Origin of the sequence: Methylobacterium phyllostachyos (assembly GCF_900103445.1) — a bacterium.
GTDB classification, from domain to species: Bacteria; Pseudomonadota; Alphaproteobacteria; order Rhizobiales; family Beijerinckiaceae; genus Methylobacterium; species Methylobacterium phyllostachyos.
The window spans coordinates 269,720-287,396 of the sequence record NZ_FNHS01000009.1; the positions used below are offsets into that span (position 1 = coordinate 269,720).

The 17,677-nt window shown below is 69.0% G+C and carries 21 protein-coding genes; 15 read left to right on the forward strand and 6 right to left on the reverse strand.

All coding sequences use genetic code 11. The annotated features are described in order from the left end of the window. The first annotated feature begins 71 nt into the window (after positions 1–71). The 7 genes from BLQ49_RS16500 (at position 72) to BLQ49_RS16530 (ending at position 5,352) form a co-directional block, all read left to right on the forward strand. Positions 72–869, forward strand: coding sequence for an inositol monophosphatase family protein (locus BLQ49_RS16500; RefSeq protein ID WP_167627719.1), 798 nt, complete (start codon positions 72–74; stop codon positions 867–869). Positions 870–939: 70 nt separating this feature from the next. Continuing rightward, entirely contained in the window at positions 940–1,485 is a 546-nt protein-coding gene (locus BLQ49_RS16505) for an adenine phosphoribosyltransferase (protein ID WP_091717486.1), read from the forward strand. A gap of 169 nt (positions 1,486–1,654) precedes the next feature. Beyond that, positions 1,655–1,789 (forward strand): 50S ribosomal protein L34, encoded by a 135-nt coding sequence (gene rpmH, locus BLQ49_RS16510; RefSeq protein ID WP_039893469.1) that lies wholly within the window; start codon positions 1,655–1,657, stop codon positions 1,787–1,789. A 61-nt stretch (positions 1,790–1,850) separates the two neighbouring features. Further along, the gene (gene rnpA / locus BLQ49_RS16515; RefSeq protein WP_091717489.1) at positions 1,851–2,447 is read left to right on the forward strand and encodes a ribonuclease P protein component; all 597 of its coding nucleotides are present in this window, start codon (positions 1,851–1,853) and stop codon (positions 2,445–2,447) included. Then, complete coding sequence (gene yidC / locus BLQ49_RS16520) at positions 2,437–4,293, forward strand: membrane protein insertase YidC (RefSeq protein ID WP_091717491.1); 1,857 nt, start codon at positions 2,437–2,439, stop codon at positions 4,291–4,293. The genes rnpA and yidC overlap by 11 nt, the downstream gene beginning before the upstream one ends. Before the next feature lie 13 nt (positions 4,294–4,306). Next, on the forward strand, positions 4,307–4,972 hold the full coding sequence (gene yihA / locus BLQ49_RS16525) for a ribosome biogenesis GTP-binding protein YihA/YsxC (protein WP_091717493.1): 666 nt from the start codon (positions 4,307–4,309) through the stop codon (positions 4,970–4,972). Next, positions 4,969–5,352, forward strand: a complete 384-nt coding sequence (locus BLQ49_RS16530) for a DUF423 domain-containing protein (protein ID WP_091717495.1) — start codon at positions 4,969–4,971, stop codon at positions 5,350–5,352. The genes yihA and BLQ49_RS16530 overlap by 4 nt, the downstream gene beginning before the upstream one ends. A gap of 170 nt (positions 5,353–5,522) precedes the next feature. On the opposite strand, the gene BLQ49_RS16535 is transcribed toward BLQ49_RS16530, so the two are convergent. From BLQ49_RS16535 to BLQ49_RS16545, 3 genes are all read right to left on the reverse strand, one after another. Continuing rightward, positions 5,523–6,197, reverse strand: coding sequence for a metallophosphoesterase family protein (locus BLQ49_RS16535; RefSeq protein WP_091717496.1), 675 nt, complete (start codon positions 6,195–6,197; stop codon positions 5,523–5,525). Positions 6,198–6,262: 65 nt separating this feature from the next. Continuing rightward, positions 6,263–6,910 carry an RraA family protein gene (locus tag BLQ49_RS16540; RefSeq protein ID WP_091717498.1) on the reverse strand — a complete coding sequence of 216 codons (648 nt, stop codon included), beginning with the start codon at positions 6,908–6,910 and terminating at the stop codon, positions 6,263–6,265. A gap of 111 nt (positions 6,911–7,021) precedes the next feature. Beyond that, entirely contained in the window at positions 7,022–7,513 is a 492-nt protein-coding gene (locus tag BLQ49_RS16545; protein WP_091717500.1) for a pilus assembly protein N-terminal domain-containing protein, read from the reverse strand. A 318-nt stretch (positions 7,514–7,831) separates the two neighbouring features. Here BLQ49_RS16545 and BLQ49_RS16550 point away from each other — a divergent pair, with 318 nt between their 5' ends. The 3 genes from BLQ49_RS16550 (at position 7,832) to BLQ49_RS16560 (ending at position 9,546) form a co-directional block, all read left to right on the forward strand. Next, positions 7,832–7,996 carry a Flp family type IVb pilin gene (locus BLQ49_RS16550; RefSeq protein WP_091717502.1) on the forward strand — a complete coding sequence of 55 codons (165 nt, stop codon included), beginning with the start codon at positions 7,832–7,834 and terminating at the stop codon, positions 7,994–7,996. A gap of 209 nt (positions 7,997–8,205) precedes the next feature. After that, positions 8,206–8,727, forward strand: coding sequence for an A24 family peptidase (locus tag BLQ49_RS16555; protein ID WP_244507629.1), 522 nt, complete (start codon positions 8,206–8,208; stop codon positions 8,725–8,727). Between the two features lie 87 nt (positions 8,728–8,814). Continuing rightward, positions 8,815–9,546, forward strand: a complete 732-nt coding sequence (locus BLQ49_RS16560) for a M48 family metallopeptidase (protein WP_091717506.1) — start codon at positions 8,815–8,817, stop codon at positions 9,544–9,546. A 12-nt stretch (positions 9,547–9,558) separates the two neighbouring features. Here BLQ49_RS16560 and BLQ49_RS16565 read toward each other — a convergent pair whose 3' ends face one another. Beyond that, a complete protein-coding gene (locus BLQ49_RS16565) occupies positions 9,559–9,933 on the reverse strand; it encodes a hypothetical protein (protein ID WP_091717508.1) in 375 nt (124 codons plus the stop codon). 186 nt (positions 9,934–10,119) lie between these two features. Between BLQ49_RS16565 and BLQ49_RS16570 the strand changes: the two genes are divergently transcribed. The 4 genes from BLQ49_RS16570 (at position 10,120) to BLQ49_RS16585 (ending at position 14,963) form a co-directional block, all read left to right on the forward strand. Continuing rightward, positions 10,120–10,665, forward strand: a complete 546-nt coding sequence (locus BLQ49_RS16570; RefSeq protein WP_425284007.1) for an invasion associated locus B family protein — start codon at positions 10,120–10,122, stop codon at positions 10,663–10,665. Positions 10,666–10,742: 77 nt separating this feature from the next. Continuing rightward, a complete protein-coding gene (locus tag BLQ49_RS16575; RefSeq protein WP_091717509.1) occupies positions 10,743–11,363 on the forward strand; it encodes a hypothetical protein in 621 nt (206 codons plus the stop codon). Between the two features lie 151 nt (positions 11,364–11,514). Next, positions 11,515–13,392, forward strand: coding sequence for a glycosyltransferase family 2 protein (locus BLQ49_RS16580; RefSeq protein WP_091717511.1), 1,878 nt, complete (start codon positions 11,515–11,517; stop codon positions 13,390–13,392). Continuing rightward, entirely contained in the window at positions 13,389–14,963 is a 1,575-nt protein-coding gene (locus BLQ49_RS16585) for a glycosyltransferase family 2 protein (protein ID WP_091717514.1), read from the forward strand. The genes BLQ49_RS16580 and BLQ49_RS16585 overlap by 4 nt, the downstream gene beginning before the upstream one ends. 5 nt (positions 14,964–14,968) lie before the next feature. Here BLQ49_RS16585 and purC read toward each other — a convergent pair whose 3' ends face one another. Next, positions 14,969–15,763 (reverse strand): phosphoribosylaminoimidazolesuccinocarboxamide synthase, encoded by a 795-nt coding sequence (gene purC, locus BLQ49_RS16590; protein WP_010684691.1) that lies wholly within the window; start codon positions 15,761–15,763, stop codon positions 14,969–14,971. A gap of 196 nt (positions 15,764–15,959) precedes the next feature. Continuing rightward, positions 15,960–16,739 (reverse strand): endonuclease III, encoded by a 780-nt coding sequence (nth, locus tag BLQ49_RS16595; RefSeq protein WP_208859073.1) that lies wholly within the window; start codon positions 16,737–16,739, stop codon positions 15,960–15,962. 20 nt (positions 16,740–16,759) lie between these two features. Between nth and BLQ49_RS16600 the strand changes: the two genes are divergently transcribed. After that, a complete protein-coding gene (locus BLQ49_RS16600; RefSeq protein ID WP_091717516.1) occupies positions 16,760–17,281 on the forward strand; it encodes a DUF2244 domain-containing protein in 522 nt (173 codons plus the stop codon). The last annotated feature ends 396 nt before the right edge of the window (positions 17,282–17,677 follow it).

The following is a 17,677-nucleotide window of genomic DNA, read 5'->3' on the forward strand; positions in this document are numbered from 1 at the left end:
CCCATCTCGTCTTTTCCGGCGCGCCCCTGTAACGACGGCGCCAACCCGTCCTCGCGAAAAGTCTCGAACCGATGATCTCCTCACCCCTCATGACCGTGATGGTCGACGCCGTGCGCAAGGCCGCCCGGGGCCTGCGCCGCGACTTCGGTGAGGTCGAGAACCTGCAGGTCTCGCGCAAAGGCCCGGGCGACTTCGTCTCGGCGGCGGACCGCAAGGCCGAGGAGGTCGTGCGCGATGCGCTGATGAAGGCGCGCCCCGGCTACGGCCTCGTGCTGGAGGAGAACGGGATCATCGAGGGCACCGACAAGAGCCACACCTGGCATGTCGATCCCCTCGACGGCACCTCCAACTTCCTGCACGGCGTGCCGCATTTCGCGGTCTCGGTGGGGCTGGAGCGCGAGGGCCAGATCGTGGCCGGCGTGATCTTCGATCCGATCAAGGACGAGCTGTTCGTCGCCGAGCGCGGCAAGGGCGCCTATCTCAACAACCGCCGCCTCCGCGTCTCCGGCCGCCAGGACATGGCCGACGCGCTTGTCGGCTACGGCACGCCCTATCTCGGCCGCGGCAGCCATCCGCGCCTGCTGCGCGAGCTCGGCGCCGTGATGGCGGTGGCGGGCGGCACCCGGCGGATGGGCTCGGCGGCCCTCGATATGGCCTACGTCGCCTGCGGGCGCCTCGACGCCTACTGGGAGCGCGACCTCCAGACCTACGACTTCGCCGCGGGCGTGATCCTGGTGCGGGAGGCGGGCGGGTTCGTGAGTTCGGCGGACGGCGCGGCTGAGCCCCTGGCACCCCGCTCGGTCGCGGCCGGCAACGAGGAGCTGCACCGGGAACTGGTCGCCATCCTCAAGAAGGTCCAGGCGGCCTGAGCCGCAGGAAACTGGTCATGGTGCCGGGCTTCTGCTTTAAGCCCGCGGTTCCTCACGGAAGGCCGAACGCATGGAAGCCCGCCGCCACGTCGCGCTGAAGGAATCGATCCGCTCGATTCCCAACTACCCGAAGCCCGGCATCATCTTCCGCGATATCACCACGCTGCTGAGCGATCCCCGTGCCTTCCGGCGGGCGGTGGACGCGCTGGTCCACCCCTATGCGGGTGGCCAGATCCAGCAGGTGGCCGGCATCGAGGCGCGGGGATTCATTTTAGGGGGCGCCATCGCCCATCAGCTCTCAGCGGGCTTCGTGCCAATCCGCAAGAAGGGCAAGCTGCCGCACAAGACCGTCTCGATGGCCTACGCGCTGGAATACGGCACCGACGAGATCGAGATCCACGTCGATGCGGTGAAGCCCGGCGACAAGGTGCTGCTGGTCGACGACCTGATCGCTACCGGCGGCACGGCGACGGCGGCGGTCAATCTGCTGCAGAAGATCGGCGCCGAGATCGTCGCTGCCTGCTTCGTGATCGACCTGCCGGAGATCGGCGGCGCGCGACGCCTGCGCGACATGGGCGTGGAGGTGCGCACCCTCATGCAGTTCGAGGGTCATTGAGCCCCGGGGAAACGTTGACTTCGCCGGACCCATCCGCCATAAGCCCGCCACTCGCGACGTGGCGCCCCGCATGGGCGCCCTTCGTGTTTGCAGACAACCAGGACGCGTGAAGGTCGGGTGCAGCATTAGCTGCCCGCGAGCGCGCCTCGACCTTTGAAGGCTCTGAGCCATGAAGAGAACCTATCAGCCGAGCAAGCTCGTCCGTAAGCGCCGCCACGGTTTCCGTGCGCGCATGGCCACCGCCGGTGGCCGCAAGGTGATCGCGCGCCGCCGCGCCCACGGCCGCAAGAAGCTGTCGGCCTAAGGCCGGAGTGCCCTTCGCGGCCATGCCGCGGAGGATGGGATTGGCCGGGATCGGACCATCGATGGCGACGATCGAGCGGCTGACGAAACGACCCGACTTCCTGGCGGCGGCCGAGGGGCGCCGCTTCCATACCGAGCGGATGAGCGCCCAGGGCCGTCTCCGGACTTCCGATGGACCGCCCGGCCTGCGGCTCGGCTTCACCATCACGAAGCGGGTCGGCCACGCGACGGAGCGCAACCGCATCCGCCGCCGCCTGCGCGCCGCCGTGACCCTGGTCGCGGCCGATCTCCCGGGCGACCTCGCGAGCCTGCCGGCCGACATCGTGCTGATCGCCCGCCGCCCCGCGCTCGATGCGCCCTTCGAGGCCCTCGCCGAGGATCTGCGCCGTGCGCTCCCCGCGGTAACGCGTCCGGCCGCTCCTCGGCCTCCCGGCCAGGGCCGCGGCAAGCGATCCGGCCAATCTGGCGCTCGACCTTCCTCGACCACACCTCTCCCGCTGGATGCGGGCCAGTCCGCGCCGTCCGGCCAAGCCGACATCGGCGCGTCGTACGGGCGCGGCAGAGGTCCTCGAATCACGGGCGCGCGCGGGTCCGACGGGACCGGCGCCCGCCCTGACGTCACTCCGAACGCGTGCGGCGGTGTCCCTGATGGGCAATGACAAGACGAACATGTTCGTGGCCATCGGCCTGTCGCTGCTGGTGCTGCTCGGGTGGCAGTACTTCGTGGCCGGTCCGCGCGTGGAGCAGCAACGGCTGATCGAGGCGCAGAACAAAGCGGCGCAGCAACAGCAGCAGCCCCCGGGCGTGACCCCGGACGGCGTGCCCTCGCCGTCGCCGAAGGAGGGCGGTCCGGCAGCCCCCGTTCCCGGCACGCTCCCCACCCCCCAGGGTGGCCCGGTCTCCCGTGAGGCGGCGCTCGCCCGCTCGCCGCGCATCCGGATCGACACCCCGGCGATCTCGGGCTCGATCGCCCTGAAGGGCGGCCGCGTCGACGACGTGTCGCTCAAGAACTACCATGAGACCGTCGATCCCAAGAGCCCGGAGATCGTGCTGCTTTCGCCGGCCGGGAGCGAGACGCCCTACTATGCCGAGTTCGGCTGGGTCGGCGCCAATGCCGGGCCGCTGCCCAACAACGACACCCTCTGGACAAGCGACGGCAAGACGCTCTCCCCCGGCAGCCCCGCGACCCTGACCTGGGACAACGGCGCCGGCCTCGTCTTCAAGCGGATCATCGCAGTCGACGACAAGTACATGTTCACGATCCGCGACGAGGTCGAGAACAAGGGCTCGGGGGCGATCACGCTCTACCCGTACAGCCTCGTCTCCCGCTGGGGTAAGCCGCACACCCAGGGCTATTACGTCCTGCACGAGGGCATGATCGGCTATCTCGGCAATGACGGCCTGCAGGAATTCACCTACGACAAGCTCGCCAAGGAGGGCGCCTACGGCGGCGCCAACACCAAGGGCAAGGCCTGGACCGGCGTGAGCGGCGGTTTCGTCGGCATCACCGACAAGTACTGGGCCGCGGCCGCGATCCCCGATCAGGACACGCCCTATACCGGCGCCTTCACCGACCGGACCGACGGCACCACCAACGTCTACCAGGCGAGCGTGCGCGGCGATGCCGTGAACCTCGCGGCCGGCGCCTCGGCCACCGCGACGCAGCGGTTGTTCGCCGGTGCCAAGGAAGTCAACGTCATCAACGGCTACGAGAAGGACCTCGGCATCAAGCACTTCGATCTGATGATCGATTGGGGCTGGTTCTTCTTCATCACCAAGCCGATGTTCCGGGCGCTGGACTTCTTCTACCACCTGTTCGGCAATTTCGGCGTCTCGATCCTGGTGGTGACCTTCTGCCTGAAGCTGCTGTTCCTGCCGATCGCGAACCGGTCCTACGTCTCCATGGCCAAGATGAAGGCCGTGCAGCCGGAGATGGCCGCCATCCGCGAGCGGTACAAGGACGACCGCATGAAGCAGCAGCAGGCCACGATGGAGCTGTACAAGAAGGAGAAGATCAATCCGGTCGCCGGCTGCTGGCCGGTTCTGATCCAGATCCCGGTCTTCTTCGCGCTCTACAAGGTGCTGTTCATCACCATCGAGATGCGCCACGCGCCGTTCTTCGGCTGGATCCACGACCTCGCGGCGCCGGATCCGACGAGCATCGTGAATCTGTTCGGCCTGCTGCCCTTCCCGGCGCCTGATTTCGTGCACCTGGGCGTCTGGCCGCTGATCATGGGCGTGACCATGTTCGTGCAGATGAAGATGAACCCCGCGCCGCCGGACCCGGTCCAGGCGCAGATCTTCACCTTCATGCCGATCGTGTTCACCTTCATGCTGGGCTCGTTCCCTGCCGGCCTCGTGATCTACTGGGCCTGGAACAACACCCTGTCGGTGACGCAGCAATACATCATCATGCGCCGCAACGGCGTGAAGGTGGAGCTGTGGGACAACCTGCGGAACACGTTCCGGCGCGGTGGCACCAAGGCAGCCACCACCAAGGGCTGACGGGCGAGACGCCGTGCAAGATACTGGGACCGAGACCAACGACGACGCGGCCGACCTCACCGAGGCCGGCCGCCTTCTCTTTGCCGGCGCCGCCGACTTCTACGCGGCTGCCCAGACCCTCGACCGGCTGCCGCCCATGGAGGGTGTCGAGATCGCCTTCGCGGGGCGCTCGAATGTCGGCAAGTCGAGCCTGATCAACGCGCTCACCGGCCGCAACACCCTGGCGCGGACCTCCCACACGCCGGGGCGGACCCAGCAGCTCAACTTCTTCCGGATCGGCGAGCGCCTGTCCCTGGTCGACATGCCGGGCTACGGCTACGCCGCGGTCGAAAAGGCCAAGGTCGAGGCCTGGACCCGGCTGATCCACGCCTACCTGAAAGGTCGCTCGAACCTCGCCCGGGTGTTCATGCTGATCGACGCCCGGCACGGCTTCAAGTCGATCGACACCGACGTGCTCGACGGGCTCGACAAGGCGGCGGTGAGCTATCAGGTCGTGCTGACCAAGGGCGATTCGCTCAAGAAGGGCGAGGTCGCCAGCCGCATCGCCGGGATCGAGGCGGGGCTCGCCAAGCGCCCGGCCGCCTTTCCGCAGGTGATCCTCACGTCGAGCCGGGACGATTCCGGCGTGCCGGAGCTGCGGGCGGCGATCGCCAAGCTCCTGGTGGAGCGCGGCGCGTGAGGCTTTCGGGGATCGACCGAGCGCTTGCGGCGCTCGCTTGTCTCGCCGGCCTCCTCGGCGTCGCGCTCAGCGCCGCCGCCGCACACATCCCCGGGGCGGATTCGCTGAAGACCGCGGCCCAGTTCCTGCTGTTCCACGCCCCCGCGATCCTGGCTCTGATCGGCTTGGGTGCTGCCGGGCTGGCGCGGCCGACTCTCGCCCGTGCCGCGGCGGGGCTGCTGGTCGTCGGCCTGATCCTGTTCTGCGGCGATCTCGCGGTGCGAACGTGGCTCCAGCATCCGCTCTTCCCGATGGCCGCACCCACCGGCGGCTTCGCCCTGATGGGCGGCTGGCTCTTTGGGATGCTCTGCGCCCTGGTGCCGGGGCGACAGCGGACCTGAACGCATACCGAGCGGGTAACATCGTCGGGTCGACTCGCGTCATCTTTGCGACCGCAGCGAAGCCATCCAGGGAAGCACTCAGCTCGGCACACGTCCTGCAACACCGGCTTGCTTCGCTGCGCTCGCAAAGATGGGTGCGTCTTCGCGCCCTTCCATATCCGGGCGGTGACCTACGCAGCTCTCACCTGCAGAAAATTCACCGCCGGTCCCTGCATCTCGGAAAAGACGCCGGCCGTCAGCGCGCCACCATAGACCGCCCCGGTGTCGAGGTTCGTTCGGAACCGGCGGCGCTCCGGATAGCCGTTCCGCTGCGGCGTGTGGCCGTGGACCACGTGCCGCCCGAAATCGTGATCGCCCTCCAGGAAGGGCTCGCGGATCCAGAGCCGGTTGTGATCGTCCGGATCCGGGATCTCGGATCCCGGCCGGAAGCCGGCATGGACGTACCAATGGGATGCGTCCGCATGCAGGGTCGGCAGGGCCTCGATCCAGTCGAGGGTGTCGCGTGGCAGATCGGCGACGTCGTGCACGCCGAAGGAATCCAAGGTCGCCTCGCCGCCATTGTACAGCCAACGCTCGGCCGCCTGTGGCGTATGGAGCGCGTCGAGCAGCATCCGCTCGTGATTGCCCATCAGGCAGGCGACACGGTCTGGCTCGGCCCAGTGCAGGCGGCTGATGGTGTGCAGGGCCCCGGCGCTGTCGGGGCCCCGGTCGATATAGTCGCCGAGGAAGACGAGCCGGTGCACCCGGTCGCCGGCATGGTCGGCGATCCGCGTCAGCAACGCATCCAGGAGGGCGGCGCAGCCGTGGACGTCGCCGATGGCGTAGGTGAGGGGCCCGGTTTCCATGGCGCCATCGTCCACCGGGGCGCTCCGCTCCGCAAGGGTGTGGGTCTTCGCCCGGCGAGACAGTCTCAGCCGTTGGCGGGCCGCGCGTAGCGGCCGTCGTAGCGGCCAGACCGGATCAGCCCGAGAACCTCTGCCTCCCGGACGGCCTGCGCGCGTACGGCCTCGATGAGTGTCGGCGCGATTCGGGGCGGGAAGGTGACGACGCCGTCCGCATCGCCGACAACGACGTCGCCCGGGTTCACCGTCCAGCCGCCGATGCAGACCGGCAGGTTGCTCGCGCCGGGGCCTGCCTTGAACGGGCCGCGCGGTGTCGCAGCGCGGGCGTAGCAGGGGAAGTCGGAAGCCGCGAAGGCCCCGGTGTCCCGCACGGCCCCGTCGATGACAAAGCCTGCGATCCCCCGGCTCTCGGCGATCGCCTTCATGATATCGCCGACGAGGGCGCGGCTCAGGTCGCCGCCGCCATCAACGACGATCACGTCCCCGCGGCGGGCCGTCTCCAGCGCCTGATGGATCGCGAGATTGTCGCCCGCCCGGACCTGGACCGTGAAGGCCGTACCGATGAGCTGGCCTTCGCGATGGAACGGGCGCAGGCCACTCAGGACCGGCATGCGGTCGAGGCAATCGCTGATCGTCGCCGTCGCGACGTCCTGGAAGGCGGCGAGCAGGTCCGGGTCGACGGAGGGCGGTATAGGGTTCTGTGTGATGGCTGTCATCGGCCTGGTTCTCTCCCGGCATCCCGTCCGAATCGTGCGGACCGGTGACGCGCGCGGGATTTTGTCCGAAGAACGGTGCCGTGTCGTGGCATTCGCTCGGCGTGACGTCCGTCAGCGATCGAGACCTGGCATCGCGCCGCCGCCGCTGGTGGCGAGCTTGCGGCGAGCATCCGCTTGGCCGCTGGTCGTCCCGAAATAGCTCGCCGAGTCACCGAGTTGGACGGCGGGCTGGCAGTTCGGTGTGCAGGATAGCGACTCCCGATCGAGGCCGCGCTGGACCGTGATGGTTGAATCCCGCGACGCCTCCACCCGGATCATCGTCTCGGCAATCATCGAGCCGGCATTGTCCAACGCGATCAGGTTGGTCGAGCCGAAGCTCTTACCCGTGAGCACGAGGACGCCGTTCTTCTGTGGCGTGACCTCCGCGATGATCGGGTTCCCGACGATGACGGTCGAGGTCTTCTCCGGCAACCGGATGACCTTGGCGTTGTCGACCAGCACGGTCACCACCGGCAATGGCTCGGCCTGCCCGGCCGTCGCCGCGACGCTTGCCAGCAAGAGAAGGAGGCCGGCTCGGCCCGCATTCGACAGGGTGCGGCGCATCGGAGGTGCTCGAGTGGGGCGGTCCGTGGATGGAATCCCGCCCGGGGTCATACCGATACGTGGATTGGGTGAAGGAAGCGCTAAGCAAGTCCCAATCGACGATCCGCCCTGCGATGCTGCGACCCGTGGGGCTTTAGCGAAACCGAACCTTCACCAAGCTGACAGTGGCACGGACTGTTCATGCCACCAAAAACCGATTTAACCGATTTTCAAGGCGTAATCGGCAGTCTGTGCGAGCCGCCGATCGAGACCTGAAAATTCTTCGTCGGTCACCGTGTAAGTTTTAGTCGCACCGTTTTGATCGAAGGATCGTCCCTCATGAAGAGCCTGTTCACGCGTTTCGCTTCCGACGAGTCGGGCGCCACCGCCATCGAGTACGGCATGATCGCCGCCCTGATTGCCGTCGCCATCATCGCCGCGCTGAAGACCGTCGGCAACAACCTCGGCAACAAGTTCAACCAGATCTCCGGCAACCTGGGCTGATCGAACCCTGACGGCAACGATCTGCGGCAGGTCCGAAACGCCCCCGTCGCGACCGTGCGACGGGGGCGTTCTCGACCGGCTGCGTGGCCGTGGCGTGTGAAGACGTGTTCCGAGGGTCGGGATGTCCCGGCCCCGCGCAATCTCTCTACCCGGCGCCAGACATCAGAGGTCGGCCTGAGATGGTTTCTGCAGATGGGGCAAGCGCTCAGATGGCGGGTCTGGACCTCGCGGGCTTCGGGCTGCTCGTGCTGTTTCCGTTCCTGATGGCCTACGCCGCGGCGAGCGATCTGCTGACCATGCTGATCCCCAACCGGATCTCGCTGGCCCTGGTGGCGGGTTTCGCCCTGCTCGCGGTCACGGGGCCTATGGGCTGGACTGAGATCGGCACGCATCTCGGCGCGGGGGCGCTCGTCCTCATCGTCACCTTCACGCTGTTTGCCTGCGGTGTCATCGGCGGCGGCGATGCCAAGCTGGCGGCCGCAACCGCCTTGTGGCTCGGGTTCGATGGCCTCGGCGATTATCTCCTCGTTGCCTCGATCCTCGGCGGCGCCCTGACCCTCGCCATCTTGTTCGCACGCACGCACCCGCTGCCCCAACGGGTCGCGCGTATGCCGTTCGCCCTGCATCTGCACGACGCCAAGACCGGTATTCCCTACGGCATCGCCCTCGCCGCCGCCGCCCTCTTGGTTCTCCCCGAGACCGAAGTCTGGACTCGGGCGCTCGCCGGCTGAAACGGCCGAGCGCCGCGCGCTTTGGCTTGCATGCCCCGGGACATCGCACCGGTTCCGGTTCCCGGCACGATGTTCTAGAAGTCGCGCATGCCCCTCGCGCTGCTGCGTCGTCCCGATCCGGATCATCTCGAGGTCCAGCACGAGGGTGCGCGTTTCCGCATCGCGCTCCGGCGGCGCCCGACAGCGCGCCGCATCACTCTGCGCGTGTCGGCGGCCACCGGCGAGGTGGTGATCACTCTCCCGAGCCGCACCGCCGTGACCACCGCGCAGCGTTTCGCCGAGAGCCATGCGGGCTGGGTCGCGACACGGCTGGCCCGCCTGCCGGAGCGCGTGATCTTCGAGCCGGGGGCGAGCCTGCCGCTGCGTGGAGAGCCGCATCGCGTACGCCTGAGCGGCATGCGCGGCGGCGTGCGCATCGAACGTGACGCCGGCGAGCCGGTCATTGCGGTCGCCTGCGAGCCCGCCCATGCGGCGCGCCGGATCCGGGACTTCCTGACCCGTGAAGCCCGGCGCGATCTCCTCGAGGCGGTCGAGAGCTATGCGCCGCGCCTCGGGCAGCGGCCGATCCGCATCACCCTGCGCGACACACGCAGCCGTTGGGGATCCTGCACCGCGCGCGGGGAGCTAAACTTCTCGTGGCGCCTGATCCTGGCGCCCCCGATGGTGCTCGATTATCTCGTCGCCCACGAGATGGCCCACTTACGCGAGATGAACCACTCGCCTCGGTTCTGGGCACTCCTGGGCGAGCTCTGCCCGAACGTCGACGCCGCCGAAGCGTGGCTCAAGCGCAACGGCAGCAGCCTGCACCGCTACGGTTGAGCGCGCTCGACATCAGCCCTTGGCGCGCAGCACCCGCTCGCGGGCGACGGCGTCGGCCGGCCATGTCGGACGCGGATCGACCTCGCCGGGATCGAGCGTGCGGGGGGCCACGCTGTCGCAGATCTCGCGCTGGCGGATGATCACCGGATTGCCGAAGGCGTCGCGCCGGCGGACCAGGCCGCCATCGCGGCAATAGCCGGCGATCGCGGCCTGCCCTGTGCGGCGGCCATACGGATTCACCGCCACGGGCGGATGCTCGATCACCAGCGTGTCGCTGTGATTGAGCGAGCGCTCGATATAGGTGGTCTCGCCGACCGGCAGGCCTTGAGCCCCGGCCTGCATGAGGGTGGCCGTCAGGCAGGCGGCCGAAAGGGCGAGCAGGCGCATCACGACTTCACGATCCGGTGCTTGAGGACTGACTCGGACTTATCTAGGCCGCGCGATACCGCCCGAATAGCGCCCCCGCGCAACACAGCCCCCGGATCGCTTGACAGCGCGGGGCGGACCATGGTCCGAACGCGCCCGATTGTACGGCTCCCGCCGGTCTGCGGCCGGAGCGTTCCGAAGGGATCGGTGGTGCCGCTTCACGCGAGGCTCGTTCGTTTCCGGCGCGCGGTCCTGCGCGTCACGCTGCCGGTCATCCTTGCCCTCGTCGCGGCGGCGCTCGCCCCCGCGGGGTCCGCGAGCGCCCAGGGCATGGTCCGCAAGACCTTCGACGATTGGCAGCTCCGCTGCGAGACGCCGGCCGGCGCGAAGGCCGAGCAATGCGCCCTGGTGCAGTATCTCGCCGCCGAGGACCGGCCGAACTTGACCCTCGTGGTCATCGTCCTGAAGACTGCGGATAACCGGGGCTACCTGCTGCGGGTCGTGGCGCCTCTCGGCGTCCTCCTGCCGTCGGGGCTCGGCCTGAAGATCGACCAGACCGATATCGGCCGGGCCGGATTCGTCCGCTGCCTTACCACCGGTTGCGTGGCCGAGGTGGTGATGGATGACGGCCTGATCCGCCAGTTCAAGAGCGGCACGCAGGCCACCTTCATCGTGTTCCAGACACCCGAGGAAGGCGTCGGCATCCCGCTCTCGATGAAGGGTTTTGCGGCCGGGTTCGACAGCTTGAAATGACGATGCCGTTCGGGAGCCGTGCCATGGCGGGAGATCGGAATAGCACGGGATGCTGTCCCCGAGGCGGCCCCCGGATCATGGCCGCTGCCGGCCTGATCGCCGCCTTCATCGCCGCAGCTCCGGCCCAGGCCGAGGAGGGCAACGTGCTCTCCAACCTGTTCAAGTTCGGCGGCACCACGGTCCCGCCTTCACAGCCCGAGAGCCTCGATCCGCCTTATTGTCCGCCGGTGGATGTTGCTGACAACGCCGCCGCCTCCCGGACAATGGCCGGAGCGAACGTGCGCACGCAGTTCTCCCTCGGCCGTCTCGCACGCGAATGCACTCGGCTTCCGGATGGCTCGATCACCGTGAAAGTCGGCGTCGAGGTGAACGTCCTGCTCGGGCCGGCCGGCGCGCCGGGCCGGTTCGACGTACCGGTCACGGTCCAGATCCGGCATGAGGGCAAGGTGATCACGAGCCGGGTCGAGCGCGCCGCCGTGGTCGTCGGACCCGGCGAGGCGCAGGGTTTCGCCAGCATCGTTGCCGACGCGCTTCCGGTCCCCGCAGCGATGACCGCCGACTACGATATCGCGGTGGGCGTGGGGGTCATCGGCGGGGCGGGCGGCAAGGGTGCCGGCAAGACCGCCGTGAAGCCGCGCCGCCGGAAGCCGGCGGTCGCTGCGGCCCCGGCGGGCGGAGGCGACGACGCTGCCCAGTGACGCCGCGGCGCGCCGCGTTGATTCGCTTCCCCGGGCGACCGGTCGTGATCGCGTCTGGTCCGGTCGCGAGATTCGCTTCCGCCTTGAGCCCGCGGCCGATCCCGTCTTTGATCGCCGCCTCGTCCTCCCGGACCATCCGGCCGGCTGGATCGTGCTGAGCTACACGGACGCCGCCACGGTCGCGCCGCGCCGTCCGATCCTGCGCGTCCTGCGCGGCCCCAGCGACCTGCCTCAGGATTTCGTGTTGCCCGGGGCATGCCAGGGTGTCGGCCACTGGCTTGGGCTGATCCCACAGGATGCGCGGGAGATCCGCCTCTGCGCCGGTCCCGACTTCGTCCTGGAGCGGGTCGGCGTCCGGCGCGAGATCGATGTGCTGGCCCAGTGTCTCCTCCGGCGGCCCTGGCGTTTCGTGGGCGCGCTCTACGAACGCGTCCGTGGCTCGGAGCGGCGCTATCGCGACACCCTGCGCGGCACCTGCGCCGTGACGCCGCTCGCGCGCTTCTCCGCCTGGGCCGAGGCCCGGACCCGGCGGCCCCACGTACCACCCGCGCCCCTGCGGATCCGATGCCTCGTGCTCGCCCGGCCCGACGAGGCGGCGGCCCTGGCCTCTACCTTGGATGCGCTCGCAGCACAGTCGCACCGCCCTGAAGGCATTTGTGTCGCCTGGCAGGGTGCGCCGCCCCCGCGTTCCGATGCCCGCGCCGTCCACCGAGCCTGGGACGAGGACGGCGGCCCGGACGATCTCGCCACCGGAGCCGAGGCCCTGTGCCTCCTGCGCGCCGGCGACATCCCGGAACCCGAGGCCTTGACGCTCCTGGCCCATGCCCTTCGGCACGCGGATCTTGCCTACGGCGATTCCATTGGCCCCGACGGCCAACCGCGCCTGAAGCCGGATTGGAGCCCGGATCTCGCCCTGGCGACGGGGTATCCGGGCCGCCCGCTGCTCGTATCCCGAGAATTCCTCAGCCAAGCCCTACCGTCGTCCGTCGGTTCAATGGCGCAGATGGAATTCACGCTGGAGCGCGCCGCCGTCTCGGTGCGGGCACGGGTGGCCCATGTCGTACGGCCGGTCGCCCGCAACGCCGCCGATCCCCTCGATCCGCCGAGCCGGGTGGAGGCCCTTTCGGCGCGGTTCAGGGGTCCAGGCGCACCGGCCGCGGTATTGTGCGACGGCGCCGTACGTCTCGACTGGCCCCTGCCGGATCCGCCCCCGGCGGTCAGCGTCGTGATCCCATCGCGCGACCGGCTCGATCTGATCACCCGCGTCTGCCGCGGCGTCCTGCACGAGACCGCCTACGCGCCGCTCGAGCTGATCATCGTCGACAACGGCTCGACCGACCCCGCGGTGCTCGCTCACTACGAGACCCTGCGCCGGGATCCGCGCGTGCGCATCCACATCGACCCGCAGCCCTTCAACTTCGCCGCCATGGTCAATGCCGGCGTCGCCGTGGCGACGGGCTCTGTGGTCGTGCTCCTCAACAACGACGTTGCGGTGCTGGAGCCCGGCTGGCTGGCCGCGATGGTCCGGCAGGCCTGCCGGCCCGAGGTCGGCGCCGTGGGCGCGAAGCTCCTCTACGGCGATGGCGCCCTGCAGCATGCCGGCGTCGTGGTTGGCCTCGGTGGCCGTGCGGGCCACATCCTGCGGCGCCGCCCCGGGGACACGCCCGGTCATCTTGGGCGCCTGCGCGTAGCGCACGAGATCTCGGCGGTGACGGCCGCCTGCCTTGCCGTATCGCGCGAGAAATATCTGGCGGTGGGCGGCTTCGACGCCGACGCTTTCCCAATCGACTTCAACGACGTCGATTTCTGCCTGCGGCTCGGCACAGCCGGCTGGAAGACGGTCTGGACACCGGACGCGACCCTCGCCCACCTGGAATCGGTGAGCCGGGGGCCCTCGATCGGTGCACAGCGCGTCCGGTTCGAGCGGGAGGCGGCGCGGTTCTCCGACCGCTGGCGTGGGGCGATCCGCCACGATCCGTTCTACCATCCGTCCCTGTCACTCACGACCTTCGGCGAGGATCTGGAATGAGTCCGCGCCAGTCCCCGTATGGGCTGGCCGATGCGGTGCGCCGGATCCTGGGCCATCCCGGGGAGGTCCGCGCGATCCTCTGGGCGCGCCTGACGGGCAAGCGCCTGCGCGCTCGGCAGAAGCTCGCGGCCCTCATGGGCATCGATCACCGTTTGACCCTCCCGGCGCAGATCCTCGAACGCTTCCCGCCGGACCAGATGGGTTTGGGCGACGACATCCGCATGGTCGGCGACGGCGTGCTCGTGGCCGGCGCCCCGGCCCGGATCGCCGCCATCTTCGATGCCGAGCCCAATCTCCAGGCGCTCTACGGCGACGCGCTCGTGCAGGACCGGCCGGGCGACCCGGTCTGGCCGCTCCTGCCGCCGGTCTTCGACGCCGACCGGCTGGCAGCCCTCGACTATCTCGGGCCGGTTCTGGCCTATCGGGGCAGCGCCCTCGCTCCGGCTTGTGATCCGCTCAGCCCGGCGGATGCCGCGTTTCGGATCGCCGAGCGGCACGGTCCCCGGGCCATTGGCCATCTACCGGAAATCCTGTCGATCCGACGCGGGGGGCCATCAGGTGCCACACCGCCGGCAGGCGAGGGGGGGCGGATCCATCATCGGGTGGTGGAAGCGCATCTCGGCCGAACCGGCCGTGCCGGAGCCCGCATCGTCGTCGCGCCGGATAGCCTGCTGCGCGTTGAGGCGTTGCTCCCCGATCCGCGGCCGCTCGCCAGCCTGATCGTCCCGACCCGCGACCGCCTCGACCTGCTCCGCCCCTGCCTCGACAGCCTGCGGAGCTGCACCGACTGGCCGAATCTCGAGGTGCTGGTCTGCGATAACGACAGCCGCGAGCCCGAGACCCTTGCCTATCTCCGCGCCTTGGAAGGGGAGGGGAGGGGACACGTCGTGCCCTGTCCCGGGCCGTTCAACTTCGCCGCCATGAACAACGCCGCCGCCGCCCGCGCCCGGGGCCGGCTGCTGGTCTTCGTCAACAACGACGTCGAAGCTTTCCGGCCCGACTGGCTGATGCTGATGGCCCGCGAAGCCCTGCGCCCGGGTGTCGGCGCCGTCGGCGCCAAGCTCCTCGACGGTGAAGGCCGAATCCAGCACGGCGGCATCGTGCTGGGTACCGGCGGTCTGGTCACCCATGGGCATCGCCACTTCCCGGGAGACGCCGCGGGCTACGGCGCGGCGCTCCGCGCAACGCATGCGGTCTCGGCGGTGACGGCCGCCTGCCTGATGGTCGAGGCGGAGAAATTCCGGACCGTGGGCGGTTTCGACGCCGAGGCCTTTCCGGTCGACTTCAACGACGTCGATCTCTGCCTGCGCCTCAACGCGGCCGGCTACCGCACGCTGCTGGTGCCGGCGGCCGTACTGCACCACCGCGAGGCGGCGAGCCGCCGCTGGACCCCGGAGGCCCGTACCCGCCACGCGCGCGAAGTCGCCGCCCTGAAAGAGCGATGGGGGCCGCTGCTGGCGCAGGACCCCCATTATCACCCGGGTTTCGACCCGGACCTCTCGACCCACGCACGGCTGCGCCCGGGATTCCCGGAGGCAGGCCCGGTGCGCCTGCGCCGCCCGCCGGCCTGAGATCCTTACTGAACGAGCCGGGGCCCGCCGCCCTGCACCTTCTCGTTCTCCGACATGATCCCGAGCCGCTTGGCGACTTCCGTATAGGCCTCGATCAGCCCGCCGAGATCCTTGCGGAACCGGTCCTTGTCGAGCTTGTCGGAGGACTTGATGTCCCAGAGCCGGCACGAATCCGGGGAGATCTCGTCGGCCACCACGATGCGCATCATGTCGCCTTCCCAGAGGCGGCCGGTCTCCATCTTGAAGTCGACGAGCCGGATGCCGACGCCGAGGAAGAGACCCGACAGGAAGTCGTTGACGCGGATCGCCAGCGCCATGATGTCGTCGATCTCCTGGGGCGTCGCCCAGCCGAAGGCCGTGATGTGCTCCTCGGAGACCATCGGATCGTTCAGCGCGTCGTTCTTGTAGTAGAACTCGATGATCGAGCGCGGCAGCTGGGTGCCTTCCTCCAGGCCCAGCCGCGTGGCGAGCGAGCCAGCCGCCACGTTGCGCACCACCACCTCGAGCGGGATGATCTCGACCTCGCGGATCAGCTGCTCGCGCATGTTGAGCCGGCGGATGAAGTGCGTCGGCACGCCGATATCGTTGAGGTGCTGGAAAACGAACTCGGAGATCCGGTTGTTCAGCACGCCCTTGCCGTCGATGACCTCGTGCTTCTTCGCGTTGAAGGCCGTCGCGTCATCCTTGAAGTGCTGGATGAGCGTGCCGGGCTCGGGCCCCTCGTAGAGGACCTTCGCCTTGCCCTCGTAGATGCGACGGCGGCGGTTCATAGGCGTGTACCGTGGTTTGAGGAAGTCCATGGGCCGAGGCTCCTGATGCGCGACGATGGGGAGGATCCGCGGCGCGGCGACCGGACGCGAGGTCGGGCAGCCGGACGGCCTCTGCCCGAGGGCCCCGGCGACCGGCCGCCAAACTAGCCGAACCGGGCTGCCAGCACAACGCGTTAGCCCGCGGGGCGGGATTGCGGAGGGCGCCCCGCACGTGCCCCGGATGCCATCACGCCGTCGTCTTGGACGGGTATCGGCAGAGATCCGCGATGCGGCAGCGCGGGCATTCGGGCTTGCGCGCCTTGCAGGTGTAGCGGCCGTGCAGGATCAGCCAGTGATGGGCGTGCAGGCGGTAGGCGTCCGGCACGATCGCCTCCAGGCCGGCCTGCACCTTGTCGGTCGTCGTGCCGACGAAGAGCGGGATCCGGTTCGAGACCCGGAAGATATGGGTGTCGACCGCGATCCGCGGAACCCCGAAGGCAATGTTCAGGACGACGCTCGCGGTCTTGGCGCCGACGCCGGGCAGCACCTGGAGCGCCTCCAGGCTCGCCGGTACTGCCCCGCCATGCTGCTCGACCAGGATGCGCGAGAGCGCGACGACGTTCTTCGCCTTGGTGTTGAACAGCCCGATCGTCCGGACGAAGTCGCGGACGCGCTCCTCGCCGAGGGCCAGCATCTTCTCCGGCGTATCGGCCACCGCGAAGAGCGGACCGGTGGCGAGGTTGACGCTCCGGTCGGTCGCTTGGGCCGAGAGCACAACGGCGACCAGCAGCGTGAATGGGTTGACGTAATGCAGCTCGCCTTTCGGCTCGGGTTCGGCCGCGTGGAAGCGGCGGAAGATCTCGACGAGGGTCTCCGGATCGACAGCCTCGGGCACCGTATCGACCTGCGCGGTGACGGCGGGCCGGATCGGGCCGGCGAGCCGACCGGAGGCGGCAGCCTTGCTCCGCTTCGCCACCCCGCGAGCGGCGCGATCCGTCACGGGACTCGGTGTCTTTCTGGCGGGCATGGGCGCGTTATATGGATCGCATGGCGAGCGGCAATCCTTCCGTCCACCCCTATGGCCTCGATCCCGATTCGATGGATCGGCCCGTCTTCGCGGCGACCATCCGGCCGCACCAGTCACTGAGCCGGCTCGGGTTCCGCGTGGTGATGACCGGCTGCTGTGCGGTCTCGCTCACCGTATCGGTCTGGGCGTGGCGGATGGGGTTCTGGCCGGTGGCCGGCTTCTTCGGCCTCGACATGCTGGCGATCTATGCGGCGCTGAAGGTGAGCGTCCGGCGCGGCCGCTCCTTCGAGGAGGTGATGATCTCGCAGATCGAGATCCTGCTCGCCCGGGTCAGCCACCGGGGGGAGCGGCGCGAGTGGCGGTTCAACCCGCTCTGGACCAAGATCGAGACGGTGGAGGACGACGAGTACGGGCTCCAGCGCCTGACTCTGGTGTCCCGCCGGCAGCAGGCGCTCGTCGCCCGGGATGCCGGCCCCGACGAGCGCGCCCGTGTGGCTCAGGGCTTAAGCGCGGCGCTGGCGCAGGTGAAGAAGGGCTACTGAACCCCCTCGATCAGCTGCATGGCGCCGGTGGCCTACGGAGGCTCGCAAGGCGCGCGCGACGGCCGGATCAAAAAAATCGCCCACCCTGGAACAAAGCCGTTGACGGGTCGGATTGGGGGATCTATACCCCGGTTCATCGGCGCCGGCCGCGAGAGTGGACCGGGCGCTGAGGCATCTTCTGACAAGCAGCGGGATTGGCCGGCTGGGTAGCCGGGCGGTCTTCTGTTTGTCTGTTGAGGCCGGCTCCGCGGATGGTTCGCTTCGGCGGCTTCGAGGCGGGGTTGACAGGGGGATCGGCGGGCTTTAGACGCCCTCCACCGCTGAGGCGGACCACCGAACGGTCGGTCCGGTATCACGGTTCCTCCAGTCGAGCAAGGGTCGGTTCGGGCGCAAGCC

Excerpts from the sequence above, each read along its gene's own strand:
- BLQ49_RS16545 (WP_091717500.1), bottom strand. The coding sequence starts at position 7,513 with ATGCGCCGCACCCTGTCGAATGCGGGCCGAGCCGGCCTCCTTCTCTTG.
- BLQ49_RS16535 (WP_091717496.1), bottom strand. The coding sequence starts at position 6,197 with ATGGAAACCGGGCCCCTCACCTACGCCATCGGCGACGTCCACGGCTGC.
- BLQ49_RS16600 (WP_091717516.1), top strand. The coding sequence starts at position 16,760 with ATGGCGAGCGGCAATCCTTCCGTCCACCCCTATGGCCTCGATCCCGAT.
- rpmH (WP_039893469.1), top strand. The coding sequence starts at position 1,655 with ATGAAGAGAACCTATCAGCCGAGCAAGCTCGTCCGTAAGCGCCGCCAC.
- BLQ49_RS16500 (WP_167627719.1), top strand. The coding sequence starts at position 72 with ATGATCTCCTCACCCCTCATGACCGTGATGGTCGACGCCGTGCGCAAG.
- yidC (WP_091717491.1), top strand. The coding sequence starts at position 2,437 with ATGGGCAATGACAAGACGAACATGTTCGTGGCCATCGGCCTGTCGCTG.
- BLQ49_RS16540 (WP_091717498.1), bottom strand. The coding sequence starts at position 6,910 with ATGACAGCCATCACACAGAACCCTATACCGCCCTCCGTCGACCCGGAC.
- BLQ49_RS16560 (WP_091717506.1), top strand. The coding sequence starts at position 8,815 with ATGCCCCTCGCGCTGCTGCGTCGTCCCGATCCGGATCATCTCGAGGTC.
- BLQ49_RS16585 (WP_091717514.1), top strand. The coding sequence starts at position 13,389 with ATGAGTCCGCGCCAGTCCCCGTATGGGCTGGCCGATGCGGTGCGCCGG.
- rnpA (WP_091717489.1), top strand. The coding sequence starts at position 1,851 with ATGGCGACGATCGAGCGGCTGACGAAACGACCCGACTTCCTGGCGGCG.
- purC (WP_010684691.1), bottom strand. The coding sequence starts at position 15,763 with ATGGACTTCCTCAAACCACGGTACACGCCTATGAACCGCCGCCGTCGC.
- BLQ49_RS16550 (WP_091717502.1), top strand. The coding sequence starts at position 7,832 with ATGAAGAGCCTGTTCACGCGTTTCGCTTCCGACGAGTCGGGCGCCACC.
- BLQ49_RS16555 (WP_244507629.1), top strand. The coding sequence starts at position 8,206 with ATGGCGGGTCTGGACCTCGCGGGCTTCGGGCTGCTCGTGCTGTTTCCG.
- BLQ49_RS16505 (WP_091717486.1), top strand. The coding sequence starts at position 940 with ATGGAAGCCCGCCGCCACGTCGCGCTGAAGGAATCGATCCGCTCGATT.
- nth (WP_208859073.1), bottom strand. The coding sequence starts at position 16,739 with ATGCCCGCCAGAAAGACACCGAGTCCCGTGACGGATCGCGCCGCTCGC.
- BLQ49_RS16565 (WP_091717508.1), bottom strand. The coding sequence starts at position 9,933 with ATGCGCCTGCTCGCCCTTTCGGCCGCCTGCCTGACGGCCACCCTCATG.
- BLQ49_RS16575 (WP_091717509.1), top strand. The coding sequence starts at position 10,743 with ATGGCCGCTGCCGGCCTGATCGCCGCCTTCATCGCCGCAGCTCCGGCC.